Below are 21043 nucleotides of genomic sequence, written 5' to 3' on the forward strand. Positions count from 1 at the left end.
TCAGCTACTCCGTTTCAGGGTGGTTTCAATCGCGGCAGCCCAGCTGAGTAATGCAGCATCGTTGCCATGGGTGGAAGAGAGCATCAGGCCAACCGGCGCAGCGCCGGGCTGATGGCAAGGCAGAGAAATCGAACAGCCATCCAGCATGTTGATCACGCTGGTGTTGCGCAGCATCAGCAGATTGACCTGCATGTAGCGCGCGGGATCCTCAAGCTCACTCAGCGTCGGCGCGATCAACGGCACCGTCGGCATCAGGATGCCGTCGAAGGGCGCAACCGCCTGCTCGACGCGCTGTTTCCAGTCGGCGCGCAGTTGGTAAAGTTCGGCGGCATCCTCTTCGTTCAGTAAGCTGCCGCGATTAATGCGCGTCAGAACCTGCGGATCGTAGGCTTCTGGCTGGGATTGGGCGTAATGCTGATGCCATTGCCAGGCTTCCCACGCGGTAATGCCGCCACGCGCGTTAATGGAGTCCAGTTCTGCCAGCTCTTGCAGCGGCAGCTCGGTGATTTTCACGCCCTGCGCGCGCAGCACATCAAGCGCATGCAGCCAGGCGGCGCTGACGTGTTCGTCAAGGCCAGCCAGCACACGCGTCTGCGGGATAACGAAATGCGCGTCCGATAGAGTGCGTTCATCCAGCGTGAGCGGCCGATCGGCAATCACGCTATCGAGCAACCAGCAGCTGCGCACGTCGTGAGCGATCACACCGATGCTGTCGAGCGATGCCGCCAGCGGCAGCGTTCCGCGTTGATCGATGCGGCTGGCGCTCGGTTTAAAACCGGTTAAGCCGCACAGCGCCGCCGGAATGCGCACCGAACCGCCGGTATCGGTGCCAACCGCCGCCAGACACATGCCATCGCTCACCGCGACTGCCGCACCGGAAGAGGAACCGCCCGGAATGCGCTGCTGCGCGCGCTGCCACGGATTGGCGGGTGTGCCGTAATGCGGATTGACGCCGAGGCCAGTGAAGGCGAACTCGCTCATATTGGTTTTGCCAACGATGGCGGCACCGGCCTGCTGCAGCCGATCCACCATGCTGGCGTTCGCCGTGGCTGGGCTGGCGCTACTGAGCAAGTGGGAGCCGGCGGTGGTGACTTCTCCGGCGACATCAAACAGATCTTTAATGCTGATGGGCAGACCATCAATCGCGCTGCGTGGCTGTTGCTGCTGCCAGCGTACTCTGGCTTGCTCGGCCTGCTGGCGCGCAGCAGCGGTATACACCTTAGTGAAGACGCGTTTGCCTTCTCCGCTTTCCGCTGCAATTGCACTCAGTGCATGCTGGGTCGGGGTTTCAGGGCTGATTTGCCCGGCGAGCAGCTGCTGGCTCGCTTGCCATAACGTTGTCATAGGGAACCTCAGGCGATAACCGGCAGCGAGCCAGTGATGTAGGTGTGTTCCAGCGTGCGGTTCAGCACCGGATCGTGCAGCGCCATACGGAATTCACTGGCAGGACGAATCCCGCCGATGGCGCTGAGCGTGCCGCACGACATGGCGAAACCTTCCTCAACCTGGCCCGCTGCAAAATAGCGGCTTAGCAGATCAAGTGGCGTCAGCAGCGAGGAGAGGGCGCCTTGCTGATAAGTCACCCAATCACCGTTGACGTTGATCCAGGCGCGCAGCTCCAGCTGATCCCAGTGCGCTTTGACGTCCGCCATGCGCCACGCGTGACCGGCCACCGGTTTGATGCACGCCTGTTTCGATAGCGCTACGCTGAACGTTTCCAGATGACGATCGGTATGATCGGAAATCAGCGAAACCCAATATTCGCCGCGATGGAAAAACACGAAGGGTTCAGCTTCACCGGACGTCTGATCGCCGACCACCTCCAGCTGCGTTTCCTGAGTTAATTGATTGGTTGCGACGCGATAAAACAGCGGCACTGCACCAGGAGCGGGCACGCCCAGCGCTTCCAGCTCCCTGATATGGTGCAGCACCGCTTCCTGCTCACGTCCTACCCAGCCCGCGATAACAAGTTGATTAAATTCAACATCCAGCACTGCCGCATCGGCGTAATCTGTTGTAAACCGTAATTGCATGGGATCAATCTCCAGGTGAGAAATGCGTGTGAAATTTCACTGTGATTTCAATCTAGCCATTTTCATGCCAGGTTTTTGTGTAATATGTCTCAGTTACCTAATAAGGATTTGCGTGATGAGTAATGTGATGGCTGAAAATGTGAGCTCGCCGACGACCCCGAAGAGCATTTCGCTTAACGAGCGCGCCTATCTGGCGTTCAAGCACCGGCTGATCACGCTGCGCTACAAACCGGGCGACTATCTCAATATCGCGCAGGTGATGGATGATCTTGAGATGGGCAGAACGCCGGTGAATCAGGCGGTGCATCGGCTGGAGACGGAAGGGCTGTTGCAGATCATCCCGCGCAAGGGCGTGATGGTGTCGCCGCTGTCAATTGATGATGCGCTGGAGTTAATTGAGGTGCGTCTGGTGAATGAGGCGCTGTGCTTGCGGCTGGCTTCGCAGCGGGTCAATGCGGCGCAGATCGTCTATCTGCGGGAGATGAATCAGCGCATTGCCAATGCCAGCGCCTCACGCGATCGCGAACAGATGATGCTGCTGGACCGCGAATTTCATCAGGTACTGGCGGACATCGCCGCCAACGGTCGGCTGGCCGATATTCTCAGCATTATCCATGCGCAGGCGCAGCGCTTCTGGGCCACCACGCTTTCCAGCGCTGCGCACATGAACGAAGTCATCGCCGAACACGAAGCGATCATTGCGGCGCTGGAGCAGGGAAATGCCGAGCTAGCGGAAGAGGCGGCGCGGGTGCATATCTATTCGTTTAAACAGGCGCTGCTGAATAATTAATATTCGGCTTCTTCACCCGGCAGCGGAATAGAGAGTTCCATGCCCTCAACCCCGGCGTAGAAAATAATCAGCTCGGCACGCTGATCCGTGGTGAAACCACGATGGGCAATGTCGATGGATTCATTAAAGGCTTCGCCAGCGTTAAACGTTTTAGTCTCGCCGCTGGCTTTGTCTTCGATAGTCAGCGATCCCGATAAAATATACGCGGTATTCGGCATCGGATGCGTATGCCACGGCAGCTCGGAATGGGCAGGAAGGGTCATCTTCATCACCGTGATCTCGGGCTTACCGGCTGGATAGTGTTCAATATGCTGGCCATTCCAGGCTTGCCCGCTTTGCAGTAGCGTTTCTGCACTGTTTTCATGTTCGTTATCGGCGCTCATCCCATTCCTCTGAATCGTCATTAAAATCTCTCCCGCACAGGATAGTGCAAATCAGCAAGGCTGCGCGTGCAATCACTGTCAGCCTAAGCCGCTCGGTGATGCTCGGGTCACTTGTAAAAGAATTGTGATCGGTCACCAGGAACTGCTCAAAGTAATCGATTACTTTGTTTCTCTCTGTGGAATGTAATCGATTTCTTTTTGGCGCGAGGTCAGCATGGTTTCGACAACGACAGATTCTGAGATCGCGGTGAGGCAGCAGCATCTGCTGATTCCCCGCTTGTCATTGATGATGTTCATGCTGTTTTTCATTTGGGGAAGCTGGTCCGTAACGCTCGGGCTGGTGATGACGCAGCACAACATGTCATTGCTGATTGGTGATGCTTTCTCAGCAGGGCCGATCGCCTCAATACTGTCGCCGTTTGTGCTGGGCATGTTGGTTGACCGCTTCTTCCCTTCACAGAAAGTCATGGCGGTGATGAACCTGGCGGGCGCGGTGCTTTTATGGTTTGTCCCGGGCGCGCTGGTGGCCGAAAACGGCGCGCTGCTGATTGGCTTGCTGTTTGGCTATACGCTGTGTTTTATGCCGACGCTGGCGCTCTCTAACAACATTGCCTTTCACAGCCTGGCCAGCAGTGACAAAAGTTTTCCGGTGGTGCGGGTGTTCGGCACCATTGGCTGGATTGTGGCGGGCATCTTTATTGGTGTTACCGGCATCGCCTCCAGTACCGCGATTTTCACCCTGGCCGCAATCTGCTCGGTGGCGTTGGCAATTTACAGTCTGACGCTGCCGCATACGCCTGCACCGGCGAAAGGCATGCCGCTAAAAGTACGCGATCTGTTCTGCGCGGATGCCTTTGCGCTGCTGAAAATCCGTCACTTCTTCGTGTTTGCTCTCTGCGCCACCTTGATCTCCATCCCGCTCGGCACCTATTACGCCTACACGGCGTCCTGGCTGGCGGATGCGGGCGTGAGTAACGTCAGTACCGCGATGTCATTTGGTCAGATGTCGGAAATCTTCTTTATGCTGGTGATCCCGCTGCTGTTCCGCCGCCTTGGCGTCAAATACATGTTGCTGGTCGGCATGGTGGCGTGGTTTGTGCGCTACGCGCTGTTTGCCTTGGGCATGAACGATGAAAGCCGCGCACTGATCTACATGGGCATTCTGCTGCACGGTGTCTGTTACGACTTCTTTTTTGTGGTGGGCTTTATTTACACCGACCGCATCGCCGGCGAGAAAGTGAAAGGGCAGGCGCAGAGCATGGTGGTGATGTTCACCTACGGTATTGGCATGCTGCTGGGCTCGCAGATCTCGGGCGCGCTGTATAACCGCCTGATTGCCGGACAGGGCACGGCGCAAAACTGGGCAACATTCTGGTGGATCCCCGCGATTGCCGCGGCGGCGATCGCCGTTCTTTTCCTCTTCAGCTTTAAATACCGGGATGAAGCGGTTTGATTGACGGGAGGTGTAGGTGAAAACGTTAAAAGGACCGGGAATTTTTCTCGCGCAGTTTATTGGGCAGCAGCCACCGTTTAATTCGCTGGCAGGGCTGGCGCAATGGGCCTCTGCGCTCGGTTATAAGGCGCTACAGATGCCTTGTAATCACCCGCTAATTTTTGATCTGCCGTGCGCCGCAACCAGTCAAACCTATTGCGATGAAGTGACGGGTTTGCTGGCCAACTACGGCTTGCAGATCAGTGAATTATCGACGCACCTGGAAGGCCAGCTGATTGCCGTCCATCCGGCGCACGATCGCGCCTTCGACGGTTTTGCACCCCCCGCTTTGCGTGGCGACAAAGAAAAGCGCACCGCGTGGGCGATTCAGACGGTGAAGCAGGCAGCTGCCGCGTCAGCCAACCTGGGATTGCAGGCCCACGCGACGTTCTCCGGTTCGCTGGCCTGGCCATATCTCTATCCGTGGCCGCCACACAATCCTCAGCTATTGAGTGAAGCTTTCTCAGAGCTGGCGCGGCGCTGGCTGCCGGTGCTGGACGAGTTTGACCGCTACGGCATTGATGTCTGCTACGAGATCCATCCCGGTGAGGATTTGCATGATGGCGTGACGTTTGAACGCTTCCTGGCGTTAGTGAACAATCATGCGCGCTGCAACATCTTGTTCGATCCCAGCCACTTGCACTTGCAGCATATCGATTATCTGCAGTTCATCGATATCTACCATCAGCGCATTAAGGCCTTTCACGTTAAAGATGCCGAATATCTGCCGAACGGACGCAGCGGCGTGTATGGCGGTTATCAGCGCTGGATAGATCGTGCTGGTCGCTTCCGCTCACCCGGTGACGGACAGATCGATTTCCCGGCCATTTTCAGCAAGCTGGCGCAATACGATTATGCCGGTTGGGCGGTGCTGGAGTGGGAGTGTTGCCTGAAAGAGGCGGTAACCGGCGCGCGCGAGGGCGCCGACTTCATTCGTCGCCACATCATTCCGGTGGCCGAACGGGCATTCGATGACTTTGCCGCACAACCGCAGCAGGCGGCCAGCATCCGCGCCCAGTTGGGGTTAAATGCGGCAAAGTCGCATGATTAAGGCGGGCGCGAAATTATGCTAGCCTCCGTAGTATCTGACTGAGCAAGAGTTGCAAGCATGTCCATCCAAAAAATCGCCCGCTTAGCGGGCGTTTCTGTGGCAACAGTTTCACGGGTACTGAATAACAGCGATACGGTAAAAGCGCTGAATCGTGAGAAAGTCCTGCACGCTATTAAAGCAAGTAATTACCAGCCAAATTTATTAGCGCGTCAGTTGCGTACTGCGCGTAGCTCAATGATTCTCGTGATGGTGTCGGATATCTCCAATCCCTTTTGCGCCGAGTTGGTGAAAGGCATTGAGGAGCAGGCGGAGAAAAACAGTTATCGCATTCTGTTGTGCAATTCTGGCTCAGACATCGAGCGCTCCCGCTCAAGTTTGCAATTGCTGGCCGGGAAAATGGTGGATGGCATTATCACTATGGATGCGTTCAGTAAGTTGCCAGAACTGGCGCAGCTGATTGGCGAAACGCCCTGGGTGCAATGCGCGGAATACGCCGATGCCGGTGATGTTTCCTGCGTGGGCATTGATGATGTGCAGGCATCAAAGCACGTCGTGGCGTTTCTGGCGGGCAGGGGACGACAGCGTATTGCCTTAATCAACCACGATCTCAGCTATAAATATGCGCAGCTGCGGCAGGCGGGTTATCAGCAGCAACTTATCCATGAAGCACGCAGCTGGCAGGCCATCACGTACGCCACCGAGCTGAGTTTTAATGCCGGCAAACAGGCGATGGAAGCCTTGCTGGCAGCGCCCGAGCGTCCAGATGCCGTGTTCGCCGTGTCGGATACCTTAGCGGCGGGCGCGCTGTCAGCCATTCACGCCGCCGGGCTGCGCGTGCCGCAGGATATAGCGGTGACGGGGTTTGATGGATCCGACCTCGCCGAAATGGTCACGCCGCCGCTGAGCACGCTGGCGCAGCCGTCGCGCGCTATGGGACGCAAGGCGTTTACCTTGCTGCTGAATAAGATCGATCAACCTGATTCGCCGGCTCAACGCATTATGATGGACTGGCACTTTGTGGTGCGCGCCAGTACTTAATCGGCGTTTACGAAGGCTGCGAAGTATATGGTCTGATGTTGTAAAGGTGCCGTTCAGAGCTTCAGGTCCGTATTTTTCAACCAAACAGGCGCTGGCGATTTTGCGTCAGCGCGTGCGCCACATCAGGCAGCATCGGGAAAGAACTCTGACCACCATATTTCTGGATTGAGCAGGAACTGATTTCAGCCGCGAAAGGAATCGCTTCTTCCAAATCGATGTTGTTCACCAGGCAATAGGCGATGCCGCCAATAAAGGAATCCCCTGCGCCGGTGGTATCCACTACATCCGGACAGAACACGGCGGGATAATGTCTGGCACCGGCATCACCGGATAACACCGCGCCTTTCTCGCCCAGCGTAATAATCACCCGGCCATTCACCTTCTGCTGTAGCGCTGCCGCACAGGCCATCGCCTCTTTAACCGACGTGACAGCGGTTTTACTCATAAAGCTGGCTTCGGTCTCATTCACCACCAGTAAATCGACCTGACTCAGCGCCTGCGGAGAGATTTCGCGTGCTGGCGCGTTGTTCAGCAAAATCTGGCAATCGTGACGGCGGGCCACGCTGATGGCACGTTCAACCACACGATCGGGAATTTCTGACTGCAGGATTAACAGTGGCCGATCGCTAAATAATCCATCGTGAATATCGGGTTCGGTAATCAGGTAGTTTGCGCCTTTAATAATGGTGCTGCAGTAATCACCGGATTCCAGAATCTGCACGATGCCAATGCCGGAGGTTTTTCCGCGCTGGCTAATGTTATCTACCGATACGCCGTTTTCATTCAGTGATTTTATGAGTTCGCTGCCATAAATATCATTGCCCACACAGCCCACCATATTGACGTTCAGCCCCAGCTTAGCGCACTGAACCGCCTGGTTTGCTCCTTTACCGCCCGGCATCAACATTAATTCGTTGCCGGTAAACGTCTCCCCAATTTCCGGCAGGCGATCCTGCTGGACAAGAATGTCGTAGTTAAGACTGCCAATAACAACAATATTATGTTTCATCATTTCGGCCCTTAATTGGCGGTGCGCTTGGACGCAACCGCATTTCTGGTGTTGTGTAAACTGGTCTGACTTTTTTCGCTGGTCTTGCTGGCGATAAGGGTAAAAATGGCATCCAGAATATTCAGATGCACAATGCGCGTGGTGGCGTTCTCTCCGGTAATTGGATTGTTTTTAACCGACGAGATAATCGAGTGCCGGGCAATTAAACTCAGTGGGCTGTTGGGATAATTGGTCAGGCAGATGGTTTCTGCGCCGTTCTCATTCGCCGCTTTTACCATCTGAATAATGTCCGTGGTTTGGCCGGAGTGAGAAATCGCCAGCAGGATATCGCCGGGTTGCATCAATGAGGCGGTCATCAGCTGCTTGTGGCTGTCACTAAACACCGACGAGAAGATGCCGATCTTCAGCAGCTTATGATTGAAGTCATCACAGATAGAACCTGATCCACCGCACCCGGCAATAACTATGCGTGCGCTTTCTGGTTTATTAATAAACAGATACGCCACTGCTTTTATCACGGCACTGTTAATCACGCTCAGAGAATCCTGCAGTGCCAGCACCGAATTTAAAAAGGTGCTTTCAATCACCTGCTCGACATATTTTTCTGAATCCGGGATTACCGGAATATCGATGATATCTTCCTGCGTGCTGACTTGCCGGGCAATATTGATTTTCAGATCGTGAAAACCGGTAAAGCCGAGTTTCTTCGATACTTTAGTAATGCTCGACACGCTAACATTCAGATAATTCGCAATATCAGTGATGCACATTTTAGATAAAGACTGCGGATTGTCGTCAATAAAACGTGCAATTGAACGTTCCTTTTTTCCCAGCTCAGGCGCAAGGGTGCGAGCCAGCAGGAATATCTCATTACCTTTAAGTCGATTATGCATTTTGCGCGCTCATTAAAAACATTGTCGCTAAGCTAGCATGGCAGTTAGGGGAAAAGTGTTAACTGGATCACACGCTGTAAAACGTTTTACTGATGCATTTTACTGGCAGTAAAACAAAACTATCCTTATTGCGACTGTTATTTCATTAACAGTAAAATAGCTATTTAAGCTATTGTATTACAATGATTTTACTCGCAGTAAAATTTTTACTATTATAAATCTACCGTTTATTTTATTAGCGGTAGTATTTAGCTGATCGCATTTACCTGATGAATATTCTCATTTATAAGAACATGGAAATCCCATTAAAGGTAATTTAAAAAATGAAATTCTCATCACGTATAAATTCATTTCGCTCCAGAGCCGATCTGTTTGCGGCGAAGAACAATATGGATACTTGCGATCTTATTACGCGTATGGGTAGCGTTGCGGGCTTGACGCATATTGAGCTGAATTATCCGGAACACTTTATTGGTCAGGATAAAGCGCTGATTAAACAGACCATCGCTGATAACAATTTGCAGGTGGGCGGCATCGCTCTGCGTTATAACAAAGAGTTCATCGAGGGTGAATTCACCAATCCTGATGCCGCATTGCGTAAAAAAGCGATCGAAATTACCCTCGAAGCCGCAGAGATGTGCAAATACCTCGGCGGCAATACCGTCACGCTGTGGTTTGGCTATGATGGTTACGATTATCCGTTCCAGCAGGATTATTTCCGCGCCTATGAGTGGCTGGTCAGCGCATTACAGACCGTGACCCAGGCACACGCGGATATGCAATTCAGTTTTGAATATAAGCCGTATGAACCGCGCACCTTCTCCTTTATTGGTGATGTCTCTTCAACGCTGATGCTGATTGATGATGTAGGCTCCGACAATCTCGGTATTACCCTCGATTTCTGTCACATGATCATGAAGAAAGAGAATCCCGCATTCTCATTGTTCCAGTCGGCACGCAAAAACCGTCTGGTGGGCTTCCACCTGAATGATGGTTATGGCCATTTTGATGATGGATTGATGCTGGGTTCTGTGCATCTGATGCAGACGCTGGAATACATCTATTACGCAAAACGCGTTAACTTCAGCGGCCTGATCTATTTCGATACCTTCCCAAGCCGTGAAGATCCGGTTGCCGAATGCGCGCAAAACATTCGCATGTATAAAGCGCTCTCCAGCTTTATTGATCGCCTGAGCATTGATGAAATCGATCAGCTGATTAAAAGCCAGGATGCGCTGAAAGTGCAGGGCATGCTGATGAAAATCATCGCTGAATAAAAACAAAATCAAAACTTACCTCTATTAACTACCACCAGTCAGTGTCTGACACGGGGGAAACTATGTTCGACAAAATAGGTTTGCCTAAAAACTTGCTTTGGGGCTATATCGGCCTCGCGATATTCATGATCGGCGATGGTGTAGAACAAGCGTGGATTGCCATCTGGCTGGTGGATAAAGGGCTGTCTGTCGCGCAAGCCTCTTATCTGATCACCGCATACGGTGTCACCGTGACGCTGGCGGCCTGGGTGACCGGCGTACTGGTGCAAACCCTCGGCCCGCGCAAAGTGATGCTGTATGGGATGATCACCTTTGTTATCGGCAGTATCGGGTTTATCGGCGTTGGCCTCAAGACCATGCACATGGCCTGGATGCTGCCGTTTTATGCCATTCGCGGCATCGGTTATCCACTGTTTGCCTACTCGTTTCTCATCTGGATTAACTACAGCACGCCGTTGGAGCGCCGTTCTACCGCAGTGGGTTGGTTCTGGTTTACCTTCTCGCTGGGTTTGAGCGTCATCGGTCCGTTCTTCTCGTCGCTGGCATTGCCGGTGATGGGCGAAATTCATGTGCTGTGGGTCGGCATGGTATTTGTGGTCGTCGGCTCCGTGTTAGGCATTTGGGTGAACCGCGACGTGGTACCGGCATCTGAAATTCATCCTTTCAGCGCGGCGGAGTTAATTAAAGGCATCACCATTCTGCAGCGTCCGGTGATTGCGATGGGATTGGTGGTGAAATCGGTAAACGGCATCGCCCAATATGGCCTGGCGACCTTCCTGCCGCTCTATCTGATCAGTTTCGGCTACAGTAAAACCGAATGGTTGCATATGTGGTCGGCGGTGTTCCTGGTGGCGATTTTCGCCAACTTGTTCTTTGGTTTCTTTGGCGATAAGTTTGGCTGGCGTACCACTATTATGTGGGTCGGTGGCTTTGGTTATGCCGCCGTGCTGATTCTGGTTTGGGCGGTGCCGCAGGTGCTGGGCCACAACTTCTATGTGATGGCATTGGTGCTGTGCCTGTGCGGTATTACCATGGCGGGTTATGTGCCGCTGTCGGCGCTGTTCCCGTTGCTGGCCCCGGACAGCAAAGGCGCGGCAATGTCGGTGCTGAATCTGGGTGCAGGTCTGGGCGCGTTTATAGCTCCTGCTATCACCGCACTGTTCTACTCATCGCTGGGTGCGGGTGGGGTGCTGGGGATTTATGCCGGGCTTTATGTTCTGAGCGGGGTGTTGACGCCATTCCTGAAAACGCCTGAAGAGCTGGATGCGCGGGTGGCGATGACGGATAAAGCGGCCTGAAAGACGTGAGATTTTGATAATAAAAAAGCCCAGTTAAGAAACTGGGCTTTTTATTGCGATTAAGAGATTAGACGTTGAACAAGAAGTTCATCACATCGCCATCTTTTACAATGTACTCTTTACCTTCTGAGCGCATTTTACCGGCTTCTTTCGCACCTTGTTCGCCTTTGAAGGCAACGAAATCTTCAAACGCGATGGTCTGAGCGCGGATAAAGCCTTTCTCGAAGTCAGTGTGGATTTTACCCGCCGCCTGTGGCGCGGTGGCGCCAACAGGAATGGTCCATGCACGCACTTCTTTCACGCCTGCGGTGAAGTAGGTTTGCAGGTTGAGCAGCGCATAACCGGCGCGGATCACGCGGTTCAGGCCCGGCTCTTCCAGGCCCAGTTCAGCCATAAACTCGTCGCGCTCGTCATCTTCCAGCTCAGCGATATCAGATTCAACCGCAGCACACACTGGCACCACCACCGAACCTTCGGCTTCGGCGATCGCGCGCACCTGATCGAGGTACGGATTGTTTTCGAAACCGTCTTCGTTGACGTTAGCGATGTACATGGTTGGCTTCAGCGTCAGGAAGCTGAGGTAGCGGATGGCCGCTTTCTCGTCAGCATCCAGATTCAGTGCGCGCAGCATGCCCGCTTCTGACAGGTGCGGCAGGCACTTCTCCAGCGCCGCCAGCTCAGCTTTGGCATCTTTGTCGCCGCCTTTGGCTTTCTTCTGGCAACGCTGAATCGCACGTTCGCAGGTGTCGAGATCCGACAGCGCCAGCTCGGTGTTGATCACGTCAATATCTTCCGCCGGGTTAACTTTACCCGCAACGTGGATGATGTTGTCGTTTTCGAAACAGCGCACCACGTGACCGATGGCTTCGGTTTCACGGATGTTGGTCAGGAACTGGTTGCCCAGGCCTTCACCTTTGGACGCGCCTTTCACCAGACCGGCGATATCGACGAACTCCATGGTGGTGGGCACGACGCGCTGTGGCTTAACAATCTCGCTCAGCTGATCGAGGCGCAGATCGGGCATTGGTACCACACCGGTGTTTGGCTCGATGGTGCAGAACGGAAAGTTGGCTGCTTCGATACCCGCTTTAGTCAGCGCGTTGAACAGGGTGGATTTACCGACGTTCGGCAGGCCCACAATACCGCATTTAAATCCCATGGTCTGATTACCTTTCTCACTGAGTGCGCAGCGCTATTGGATAGCGCCGACAGATTCAAAAAATTTCGCGCATTATACACAGAATTGCCTTCTGCGGCGCGGGAATTGGCCTTAGCCCGCCTTGAACGCGTGCAGGCGGTTCATCGCCTTAATCTTGTCTTCTTTCAGCCACAGTTCGGTGCAGCGCACCGCTTCGTCTACGGCATCATCAATCAGCTTTTGTTCGCTGGCTGGCGGCTTACCCAGCACGAAACCGGTCACTTTATTGCGGTCGCCAGGATGGCCAATACCCACGCGTAAACGGTGAAAATTATTGTTGTTGCCCAGCTTGCTGATGATATCTTTCAGGCCGTTATGGCCGCCGTGGCCGCCACCTTGCTTGAATTTCGCCACGCCCGGCGGTAAATCCAGCTCATCGTGCGCTACCAAAATCTCTTCTGGCGCAATGCGATAAAAGGTCGCCATCGCCGCCACCGCTTTGCCGCTGAGATTCATAAAAGTGGTGGGCACCAGCAGGCGCACATCTTCTCCCGCCAGCGACAGGCGCGCGGTATAGCCATAAAACTTTGGCTCGTCTTTTAACGACTGATTGTTGCGGCTCGCCAGTAAATCGACATACCAGGCGCCAGCGTTATGGCGGGTTGCGGCGTATTCAGCGCCGGGATTGGCCAGCCCCACAATCAGTTTAATGCTGCTCACGATGTTTATCCTGTCTTGCTGCGGAAAGGGCGATAGTTTACTGCCTGGCGGCACGGATGACAAAGGCCACGCGCCGCAGATAATGTCTCTACGTGACTAATCATTTTCTATCGAAATCAAGGCGCTGGCGGTAAAGATTTGTCAAAGGTTGTGAAGGATATGTGATCCTGTACGCAACTTAAGCGGCAGGTATTGCCTAAGCTTATGGCTAGTTAACCATACGTGCTGTTTTGCTTTTAAAAGGATGGAGGTGGATCATGAAACGTCAAAATTGCCGCTTTGTAGGTAACGGTTTGATGTGTTTGGGTTTACTGACGATGGTATTAGGCGTGGGCTATTCCATTATCAACCAGCTTCCTTCACTCAACCTGCCGCAATTCCTTGCGCACGGTGCGATGTTCAGCATCTTCGTTGGCGCTTTACTGTGGCTGGTGGGCGCACGCGTCAGCGGACGTGAGCGCGTGGAAGATCGTTATTACTGGTTACGTCATTACGGCGATAAGCGTTGCCGTCGCAATCACTCATCACATTAAGTGAGTACGGTTTGCTGCAGCGGCTGTAACTGCGCGAGATAACGTTCGATGCGGTTACGGCCGCTGGCTTTTGCGCGGTACAATGCTTCATCGGCCAGCGCCAGCAACAGCGGGAAGGGTTCGCCAGGCTGCAGCGCGGTGGCATAACCGATGCTGACGGTATAACGCACGTCGTTAGGTTGCGACAGCTGTGTCGCCAAACGGATACGTTCACATACCCGCTGCGCCTGCTCGGCATCGCCGGGAATGATCGCCGCAAACTCCTCGCCACCCAAACGGGCAAAATGGCCACTCTCTGGCATCAACGCCTGCACCACCTGACAAAAATCGATTAACACTTGATCGCCTTGCTGATGGCCGAAACGGTCATTGATGCTTTTAAAATGGTCCAGATCGAACAGCACCGCGCTATAGACAAAGTGTTGTGACTGTCGCGCGCTGCGCAATAACATTTTATCGGCCTGCTCGAATAGCGCGCGGCGGTTCCACACGCTGGTGAGCGGATCGTGCATTGATGCCAGTTTATGGGCGATTTGCGTGCGTTCGTTGACCATCGCCAGAATGGTGAAACTCAGGCCAATAACAAACAGGATCGATTCAAGAATCACATACACCGAGAAGCTGGAACCGCCAATCGCACCGCGCACCGGCGTCGCCACCGCATCGTCCAGAAAGATACGCGCCACGTGAAACAGCAAATGGATCCATAGCAGGATTTGCGCCGGCCAGAAGGTGACGGTCAACGACGCGCGCACGCGCCACAGCAAGCGGATTAGCGCGCCGGTATAGATGATGCACAGCAAGCAAACCACCAGCACGCGCTTCGGCTGGCTGTGATAAAACGCGGGGAACAGGCACAAAATCGCCCACAACAAACCGCCGCCTAACCAGCTGAGGCCAATTGCTTTTCCGCAGAAGATGCGGAAGGCATTGAGCAGATTGCCATAAGCCAGCAACAGCATGACGTTGCCGACCGCGACCGGTAAAAAATGGAATCCCGCACTGCGTAAGCTGCTAAGGAACACCGCCGCCAGGGTTAAAACCAGCGCCAGCGTGGTGCAGCCCAATACGCGATCGTACTGCGCACCGATCCAGGCAAAAATCAAAATGATACTCAAAAACCCCAGCACAAAGAGCTCGCAAACAAACAGCGTGTAGAGGTCGAGAGTCATAGTGGTCGGAGCTCGGGGAAAAAGTGGGAAGAAAATAGCATTAAACATTGGACCGCTAAAGGGCGGCAATGCGAGTCACCAGAAAAGAGTGGATGGCAGCGAGAATAGCGAGATTTAACGAAATTTATCGCGCAAATATCAATGGGGAAAGTGGCTTAATCGGTGAGTCAGATTGAGGGCAGGGTGCAAAAAAAAACCGGGCACGAGGCCCGGTTTCACGCGATGAATTAATGCTCAAACATCGCGGAGATTGATTCTTCGTTGCTGATACGACGAATCGCTTCGGCCAACATGCCAGACAGCGTCAGAGTACGCACGTTTGGCAGAGATTTCATCTCTTCAGACAGCGGAATGGTATCGCAGACAATCACCTGGTCAATCACCGACTTACGCAGGTTTTCCACCGCATTGCCGGAGAAGATTGGGTGAGTAGCGTAAGCGAAAACACGTTTCGCGCCGCGCTCTTTCAACGCTTCAGCCGCTTTGCACAGCGTACCGCCGGTGTCGATCATATCGTCGACCAGTACACAGTCACGACCCGCAACGTCACCAATAATATGCATCACCTGCGAAACGTTCGCGCGAGGGCGGCGTTTGTCGATGATAGCCATATCGGTATCGTTGAGCAGTTTGGCTATGGCGCGGGCACGCACTACGCCACCGATGTCTGGGGAAACTACAATGGGATTTTCCAGGCCAATTTGCAGCATATCTTCCAGCAGGATTGGGCTGCCGAAGACGTTATCCACCGGGACATCAAAGAAGCCCTGAATCTGTTCAGCATGCAGGTCAACGGTGAGAACACGGTCAACGCCCACGCTAGAAAGGAAATCGGCAACCACTTTGGCAGTGATCGGTACACGAGCAGAACGCACACGGCGGTCCTGACGCGCATAGCCAAAGTAAGGAATGACAGCAGTAATACGACCAGCAGAAGCCCGACGCAAGGCGTCGACCATCACAACCAGCTCCATCAGATTATCGTTGGTGGGGGCACAGGTGGACTGGATGATGAAAATATCACCACCGCGTACATTTTCGTTAATCTGTACACTTACTTCACCATCACTGAAACGGCCAACAGCGGCGTCTCCGAGGCTAGTGTAAAGGCGGTTGGCAATACGTTGTGCTAGTTCCGGGGTGGCGTTACCAGCAAATAGCTTCATATCAGGCACGAGAAGAACCTCAGGCTTGGCGTCCAGAGAATGAACGGCTCTAGAGTAACCGGCGAATACCAAAGAGCATGTTCATACGGGTGTGTTAATGCGCAACATGCAGTGTCTGGAACGGGTGACACTGTCACGTAGACGCTTTTAGCCCAGAAAGTGTGCGCTGCAACGGCGAGAGGTTAAGCCCGCGCGCCACAAATCCGCAAATCCATTTCGGGGCAAGCTCCAGCACCTGACGTGCGTCGGATTCGGTGTCAAATTCAGCAAACACACAAGCTCCGGTCCCAGTCAGGCGCGACGGCGCGTATTCTAGCAGCCAGGAAAGCAGCTCATCAACCTTACGAAAACGTTTTCTTGCCACAGCCTCACAATCATTGTGAAAAGGACGCTGTAACAGTTCATCTAATGTGCGGATTGGTGAATCGCGCGTCAGTTCGGGATCGCGGAACAGATCAGGCGTCGCGATGCTCACGCCTGGATGCGCCACCAGATACCATTTTTCTGCCGGTTCAGCCGGCTGCAATAGTTCGCCCACGCCTTCTGCAAAGGCCGCGTGACCTCCAATAAACACTGGCACATCCGCGCCCAGTTTGATGCCAATCGTCGCCAGCTCAGCAACACTTAATCCGGTTTGCCACAGATGATTCAGCGCCACTAACACCGTTGCCGCATCTGAAGAGCCGCCGCCAAGCCCGCCGCCCATCGGCAAAACCTTCTCCAGCGCGATGCTGGCACCGGCCTGCGCGGGCAAGGTGCCACGCGCAGCGGCAACGGTTTTTAACGCCTGCGCAGCACGCACAATCAGGTTCTCGTCATCCGGCACGCCAGTCAGCGGCGTCAGCAGCGTTATCTTGCCGCTGCTGTCCGGTGTGATTTCCAGCGTGTCACCGTAATCGAGGAACTGAAACAGCGTTTGCAGATTGTGGTAGCCGTCAGCACGACGGCCAGTGATATACAGGAACAGATTCAGTTTTGCTGGCGCGGGCCACGTGGTGATCATTGAGTGGTCCAGCTATCCATGCGTAATTTAATGCGCTGACCGCCTTCAGACAGCTCCAGATTGGCCGGCAGCGGCGGATTCACTTTGCTGTCGTAATCAGAAATGTTCACTTTCCACTGCTGACCGTTGCGGCTGTAGTTAAGGCTTTGCAGCTGGTAATTGTTATTCAGCTGATAATCGCTGGCATCGCCCGGCAAGCCCATCATCCACTGACGCAGATTGGCGAGCGGGATATCCATGCCGGTAAGCTGTGAAATCATCTTCTCGGCATCGTTACTCACGTAGCGTTTGCCTTTGTTATCCACGATCTGCACCACGGAACCTTGTGCATCCAACTGCAATTCGGTGCTGCCGAGCGGATTGGTCAGCAGCAGGCGATAGCGATCCGCAGCGGTTTGCTGCCAGTTAAAGCGTGCATACACTTTTTGCTTATCCGACAGGTAAGCGAACGCACCGCGCGTCTGATACTGGCTGATTTTCGCCACGGCTTGCTGATGCTGCTGCCATTGCGGTGACGTGGTGCTTGGGCCCGGACCTTGTGGTTTGTTAATGGTACATGCAGCCAGTAACACGCTGGCAAGGGGTAAAAGGCGCAGTAACTTGCGCGGGGGCAAATGCATCACGTGGTCATCTCCTCAGACACGTTTTTACTTCGTAACCGGTAACGCTAACCATCCGCATGTAAGCCGTCAATGCTGTTATGGCAATAATTGCGCACGATCAGTTTAATCTTATTACTGTCATAGGCTTTGTATGGCTTTTCTTGACCTGTGGCATCTTGTAGAATGCGCTGCACAAAACCCTGACAACACTTGGGATATCCCAACCCGAATCACATGACGCTGCTTGCACTCGGAATCAACCACAAAACTGCACCTGTTGCGCTACGCGAACGCGTTGCGTTTACACCAGACACGCTGGAACTGGCGCTGAATAGCCTGCTGTCCCAGCCGATGGTGCAGAGCGGTGTGGTCCTTTCGACCTGCAACCGTACGGAACTCTACCTCAGTGTAGAGCAGCAAGCCGACCTGCAGGAGAAGCTGGTGCGTTGGCTGTGTGACTATCACGATCTGCGTGAAGAGGATGTGCGCAACAGCCTCTACTGGCATCAGGATAACGCGGCGGTCAGCCATCTGATGCGCGTGGCCAGCGGGCTGGATTCACTGGTGTTGGGTGAACCACAGATTTTAGGTCAGGTAAAAAAAGCTTTTGTTGATTCGTCACGCGACCACGCGCTGAGCAGTGAACTGGAGCGCATGTTCCAGAAAACCTTCTCGGTGGCCAAGCGTGTGCGCACCGAAACCGAGATTGGCGCCAGCGCCGTATCGGTCGCCTTCGCTGCCTGTTCACTGGCGCGTCAAATTTTTGAATCGCTCAGCACCGTTAACGTGCTGCTGGTCGGCGCTGGTGAAACCATCGAGTTAGTGGCGCGTCATCTGCGCGAACACTCCGTCAAGAAGCTGATGATCGCCAACCGCACCCGCGAACGCGCACAGCTGCTGGCCGATGAAGTGGGGGCAGAAGTGATTGGCCTCGGCGATATCGAAACCCGTCTGGCCGATGCCGACATCATTATCTCTTCCACCGCCAGCCCGCTGCCGATTATCGGTAAAGGGATGGTGGAGCGCGCGCTGAAAGCACGTCGCAATCAGCCGATGCTGCTGGTGGATATCGCCGTACCGCGCGATGTCGAGCCGGAAGTGGGCAAGCTGGCGAACGCCTATCTCTACAGCGTTGATGATCTGCAAGCGATCATCGAGCAGAACATGGCGCAGCGCAAAGCCGCCGCCGTGCAGGCTGAAAGCATTGTGGTGCAGGAGAGCGGCGAATTTATGGCCTGGCTGCGCGCGCAAAGCGCGGTTGAGACCATCCGTGAATACCGTTCGCAGGCCGATCAGGTGCGCGCCGAGTTACAGGAACGCGCGCTGGCCGCGCTGCAGCAGGGCGCTGACGCCGAAAAAGTGCTGCAGGAACTGGCACACAAGCTGACTAACCGATTAATTCATGCACCAACCAAATCACTGCAGCAGGCCGCGCGCGACGGCGACAGCGAACGCCTGCAGATCTTACGTGACAGCCTCGGTTTAGAGTAATCTGGTCAGTCACGACCTATCACTGGGATACCCGCTATTACATGAAGAGCTCTATTGTTGCCAAGCTGGAAGCGCTCCAGGAACGCCACGAGGAAGTGGAAGCGTTGCTGGGCGATGCCGGCGTAATTGCCGATCAGGATCGTTTCCGTGCGTTATCACGCGAATATGCCCAGCTTAGCGACGTCACCCGTTGTTTCCGCGAATGGCAGCAGGTGCAGGAAGACGTTGAAACTGCCGAAATGATGCTGGAAGACCCGGAAATGCGCGAGATGGCGCAGGAAGAATTAAAGCTGTCACGTGAGAAGCGTGAAGCGCTGGAACAACAGCTGCAAGTGCTGCTGCTGCCGAAAGATCCCGACGATGAACGTTCGTGCTTTGTCGAAGTGCGCGCCGGAACCGGCGGTGATGAAGCGGCGATTTTTGCCGGCGATCTGTTCCGTATGTACAGCCGTTACGCCGAAGCGCGTCGCTGGCAGGTTGAGATCATCAGCGCCAACGAAGGTGAGCACGGCGGCTATAAAGAAGTGATCGCCCGCATCATCGGCGATGGCGCGTATGGCCGCTTTAAGTTTGAATCGGGCGGCCATCGCGTACAGCGCGTGCCAGAAACCGAATCGCAGGGCCGTATTCACACCTCGGCTTGTACCGTTGCGGTCATGCCGGAACTGCCCGAAGCGGAAATGCCGGAAATCAACGCCGGCGATTTGAAAATCGACACCTTCCGTTCTTCCGGTGCCGGTGGTCAGCACGTTAACACCACCGATTCCGCGATTCGTATCACCCACTTGCCAACTGGCATTGTGGTGGAGTGTCAGGACGAACGTTCACAGCACAAAAACAAAGCCAAAGCCTTGGCGGTGTTGGGCGCGCGTATTCACGCGGCGGAAATGGCGAAGCGTAATGCCGCTGAAGCTTCGACGCGTCGTAACCTGCTCGGCAGCGGCGACCGTTCGGATCGTAACCGCACCTACAACTTCCCGCAGGGTCGCGTCACCGATCACCGCATCAACCTCACGGTTTACCGTCTCGATGAGGTGATGGAAGGCAAGCTGGATGCGCTGATTGAGCCGATTGTGCAGGAGTATCAAGCCGATCAGCTGGCCGCGCTGGCTGGACAGGACTAATGATCATCCGTCGCTGGCTACAGCAGGCTGTGGTAGCGCTCTGTGGCGGCGACAGCCCGAAGCGCGATGCGGAAATATTGCTGGGTTTTGTGACGGGCAAAGCGCGCAGTTGGCTGATTGCCTTTGACGATGCGGAACTGGACGCGCAGCAGCTGGAACAACTGAATGCGCTGCTGGCGCGCCGCGTCAACGGCGAGCCGATTGCGCATCTGGTCGGCGAGCGTGAATTCTGGTCGCTGCCGTTGCGCGTCAGTGATGCCACGCTGATCCCGCGTCCGGACACCGAAGTGCTGGTGGAGCAAGCGCTGGCACATCTGCCGGCCGCCGCGACGTCTTTGTTGGATTTAGGCACCGGCACCGGCGCGATTGCGCTGGCGCTGGCCAGCGAACGGCCAGGCTGCCAGGTTATCGGCTGCGATCGCATCGCGGCGGCGGTGGAACTGGCGCAGGACAATGCGCAGCGTCTGCACATTGATAACGCCCGCTTCATCCTCAGCAACTGGTTTAACGATCTTCCCGCCCAACGTTTTGATCTGATTGTCAGCAATCCGCCCTATATTGATGCCGCCGATGAACATCTGCAGCAGGGCGACGTGCGCTTTGAACCGCGCAGCGCGTTAGTGGCGGACGATCAGGGTTTGGCCGATTTACGTTTTATCATTCACACCGCACCGCACTGGCTGCACGCTGGCGGCTGGCTGCTGCTGGAACATGGCTGGCAGCAAGGTGCAGCCGTGCGCGCCATCATGACGCAGCACGGTTATCAGGTGGTGAGCACCGTTGACGATTACGGCGGTAATCCGCGCGTCACACTAGGACAATTTTTTTAA

The 21043-nt window shown here is 54.6% G+C and carries 21 protein-coding genes; 10 read left to right on the plus strand and 11 right to left on the minus strand.

Going from position 1 to position 21043, the window contains the following annotated elements; genetic code table 11:
- Both MWH02_RS00130 and MWH02_RS00135 read right to left on the minus strand, forming a co-directional pair.
- Window positions 1-1344 (minus strand): amidase, encoded by a 1344-nt coding sequence (locus MWH02_RS00130; protein ID WP_271459639.1) that lies wholly within the window; start codon window positions 1342-1344, stop codon window positions 1-3.
- 8 nt (window positions 1345-1352) lie between these two features.
- Window positions 1353-2033, minus strand: coding sequence for a DUF2848 domain-containing protein (locus MWH02_RS00135; RefSeq protein WP_271459640.1), 681 nt, complete (start codon window positions 2031-2033; stop codon window positions 1353-1355).
- Window positions 2034-2148: 115 nt separating this feature from the next.
- On the opposite strand from MWH02_RS00135, the gene MWH02_RS00140 reads away from it, so the two are divergent.
- Window positions 2149-2823 carry a GntR family transcriptional regulator gene (locus tag MWH02_RS00140; RefSeq protein ID WP_137385984.1) on the plus strand — a complete coding sequence of 225 codons (675 nt, stop codon included), beginning with the start codon at window positions 2149-2151 and terminating at the stop codon, window positions 2821-2823.
- On the opposite strand, the gene MWH02_RS00145 is transcribed toward MWH02_RS00140, so the two are convergent.
- Entirely contained in the window at window positions 2820-3206 is a 387-nt protein-coding gene (locus tag MWH02_RS00145; RefSeq protein WP_168197478.1) for a cupin domain-containing protein, read from the minus strand. The genes MWH02_RS00140 and MWH02_RS00145 overlap by 4 nt on opposite strands.
- A gap of 214 nt (window positions 3207-3420) precedes the next feature.
- On the opposite strand from MWH02_RS00145, the gene MWH02_RS00150 reads away from it, so the two are divergent.
- From MWH02_RS00150 to MWH02_RS00160, 3 genes are read left to right on the plus strand one after another with little or no spacing between them, the layout of a single operon-like run.
- The gene (locus MWH02_RS00150) at window positions 3421-4659 is read left to right on the plus strand and encodes an MFS transporter (protein WP_271459641.1); all 1239 of its coding nucleotides are present in this window, start codon (window positions 3421-3423) and stop codon (window positions 4657-4659) included.
- Window positions 4660-4675: 16 nt separating this feature from the next.
- On the plus strand, window positions 4676-5749 hold the full coding sequence (locus MWH02_RS00155; protein WP_271459642.1) for a sugar phosphate isomerase/epimerase family protein: 1074 nt from the start codon (window positions 4676-4678) through the stop codon (window positions 5747-5749).
- 57 nt (window positions 5750-5806) lie between these two features.
- Window positions 5807-6787, plus strand: a complete 981-nt coding sequence (locus tag MWH02_RS00160) for a LacI family DNA-binding transcriptional regulator (RefSeq protein ID WP_110866355.1) — start codon at window positions 5807-5809, stop codon at window positions 6785-6787.
- 76 nt (window positions 6788-6863) lie between these two features.
- Here the strand turns inward: MWH02_RS00160 and MWH02_RS00165 are convergent, their stop codons facing one another.
- Window positions 6864-7796 carry a ribokinase gene (locus tag MWH02_RS00165; RefSeq protein ID WP_271460162.1) on the minus strand — a complete coding sequence of 311 codons (933 nt, stop codon included), beginning with the start codon at window positions 7794-7796 and terminating at the stop codon, window positions 6864-6866.
- An 11-nt stretch (window positions 7797-7807) separates the two neighbouring features.
- Complete coding sequence (locus MWH02_RS00170) at window positions 7808-8689, minus strand: SIS domain-containing protein (RefSeq protein ID WP_137385979.1); 882 nt, start codon at window positions 8687-8689, stop codon at window positions 7808-7810.
- Window positions 8690-9012: 323 nt separating this feature from the next.
- Here MWH02_RS00170 and MWH02_RS00175 point away from each other — a divergent pair, with 323 nt between their 5' ends.
- Together MWH02_RS00175 and MWH02_RS00180 are read left to right on the plus strand one after the other, a co-directional pair.
- Window positions 9013-9966 carry a sugar phosphate isomerase/epimerase family protein gene (locus MWH02_RS00175; RefSeq protein ID WP_101764104.1) on the plus strand — a complete coding sequence of 318 codons (954 nt, stop codon included), beginning with the start codon at window positions 9013-9015 and terminating at the stop codon, window positions 9964-9966.
- A 62-nt stretch (window positions 9967-10028) separates the two neighbouring features.
- Entirely contained in the window at window positions 10029-11264 is a 1236-nt protein-coding gene (locus MWH02_RS00180; RefSeq protein ID WP_271459643.1) for an MFS transporter, read from the plus strand.
- A 67-nt stretch (window positions 11265-11331) separates the two neighbouring features.
- Here MWH02_RS00180 and ychF read toward each other — a convergent pair whose 3' ends face one another.
- Together ychF and pth are read right to left on the minus strand one after the other, a co-directional pair.
- Window positions 11332-12423, minus strand: coding sequence for a redox-regulated ATPase YchF (ychF, locus tag MWH02_RS00185; protein ID WP_008107633.1), 1092 nt, complete (start codon window positions 12421-12423; stop codon window positions 11332-11334).
- Window positions 12424-12534: 111 nt separating this feature from the next.
- On the minus strand, window positions 12535-13122 hold the full coding sequence (gene pth, locus MWH02_RS00190; RefSeq protein WP_008107639.1) for an aminoacyl-tRNA hydrolase: 588 nt from the start codon (window positions 13120-13122) through the stop codon (window positions 12535-12537).
- A gap of 257 nt (window positions 13123-13379) precedes the next feature.
- Between pth and ychH the strand changes: the two genes are divergently transcribed.
- Window positions 13380-13655: a stress-induced protein YchH gene (ychH, locus tag MWH02_RS00195; protein ID WP_061723496.1), complete on the plus strand. Its 276-nt coding sequence runs from the start codon at window positions 13380-13382 to the stop codon at window positions 13653-13655.
- Here the strand turns inward: ychH and MWH02_RS00200 are convergent.
- The 4 genes from MWH02_RS00200 to lolB form a co-directional block, all read right to left on the minus strand.
- On the minus strand, window positions 13652-14827 hold the full coding sequence (locus MWH02_RS00200; protein WP_271459644.1) for a GGDEF domain-containing protein: 1176 nt from the start codon (window positions 14825-14827) through the stop codon (window positions 13652-13654). The two genes, ychH and MWH02_RS00200, sit on opposite strands and share 4 nt — an antisense overlap.
- 227 nt (window positions 14828-15054) lie before the next feature.
- The gene (prs, locus tag MWH02_RS00205; RefSeq protein WP_006118899.1) at window positions 15055-16002 is read right to left on the minus strand and encodes a ribose-phosphate diphosphokinase; all 948 of its coding nucleotides are present in this window, start codon (window positions 16000-16002) and stop codon (window positions 15055-15057) included.
- Window positions 16003-16126: 124 nt separating this feature from the next.
- Entirely contained in the window at window positions 16127-16996 is an 870-nt protein-coding gene (ispE, locus tag MWH02_RS00210; RefSeq protein WP_217546367.1) for a 4-(cytidine 5'-diphospho)-2-C-methyl-D-erythritol kinase, read from the minus strand.
- The gene (lolB, locus tag MWH02_RS00215; protein WP_101764109.1) at window positions 16993-17616 is read right to left on the minus strand and encodes a lipoprotein insertase outer membrane protein LolB; all 624 of its coding nucleotides are present in this window, start codon (window positions 17614-17616) and stop codon (window positions 16993-16995) included. Before lolB ends, ispE begins: the two co-directional genes overlap by 4 nt.
- Window positions 17617-17832: 216 nt before the next feature.
- Between lolB and hemA the strand changes: the two genes are divergently transcribed.
- From hemA to prmC, 3 genes are read left to right on the plus strand one after another with little or no spacing between them, the layout of a single operon-like run.
- Complete coding sequence (hemA, locus tag MWH02_RS00220; RefSeq protein WP_061718543.1) at window positions 17833-19089, plus strand: glutamyl-tRNA reductase; 1257 nt, start codon at window positions 17833-17835, stop codon at window positions 19087-19089.
- 41 nt (window positions 19090-19130) lie between these two features.
- Entirely contained in the window at window positions 19131-20213 is a 1083-nt protein-coding gene (gene prfA / locus MWH02_RS00225) for a peptide chain release factor 1 (RefSeq protein WP_210080803.1), read from the plus strand.
- A complete protein-coding gene (prmC, locus tag MWH02_RS00230; RefSeq protein WP_271459645.1) occupies window positions 20213-21043 on the plus strand; it encodes a peptide chain release factor N(5)-glutamine methyltransferase in 831 nt (276 codons plus the stop codon). Before prfA ends, prmC begins: the two co-directional genes overlap by 1 nt.

Origin of the sequence: Pantoea leporis (genome assembly GCF_028048155.1) — a bacterium.
Lineage (GTDB): Bacteria > Pseudomonadota > Gammaproteobacteria > Enterobacterales > Enterobacteriaceae > Pantoea > Pantoea leporis.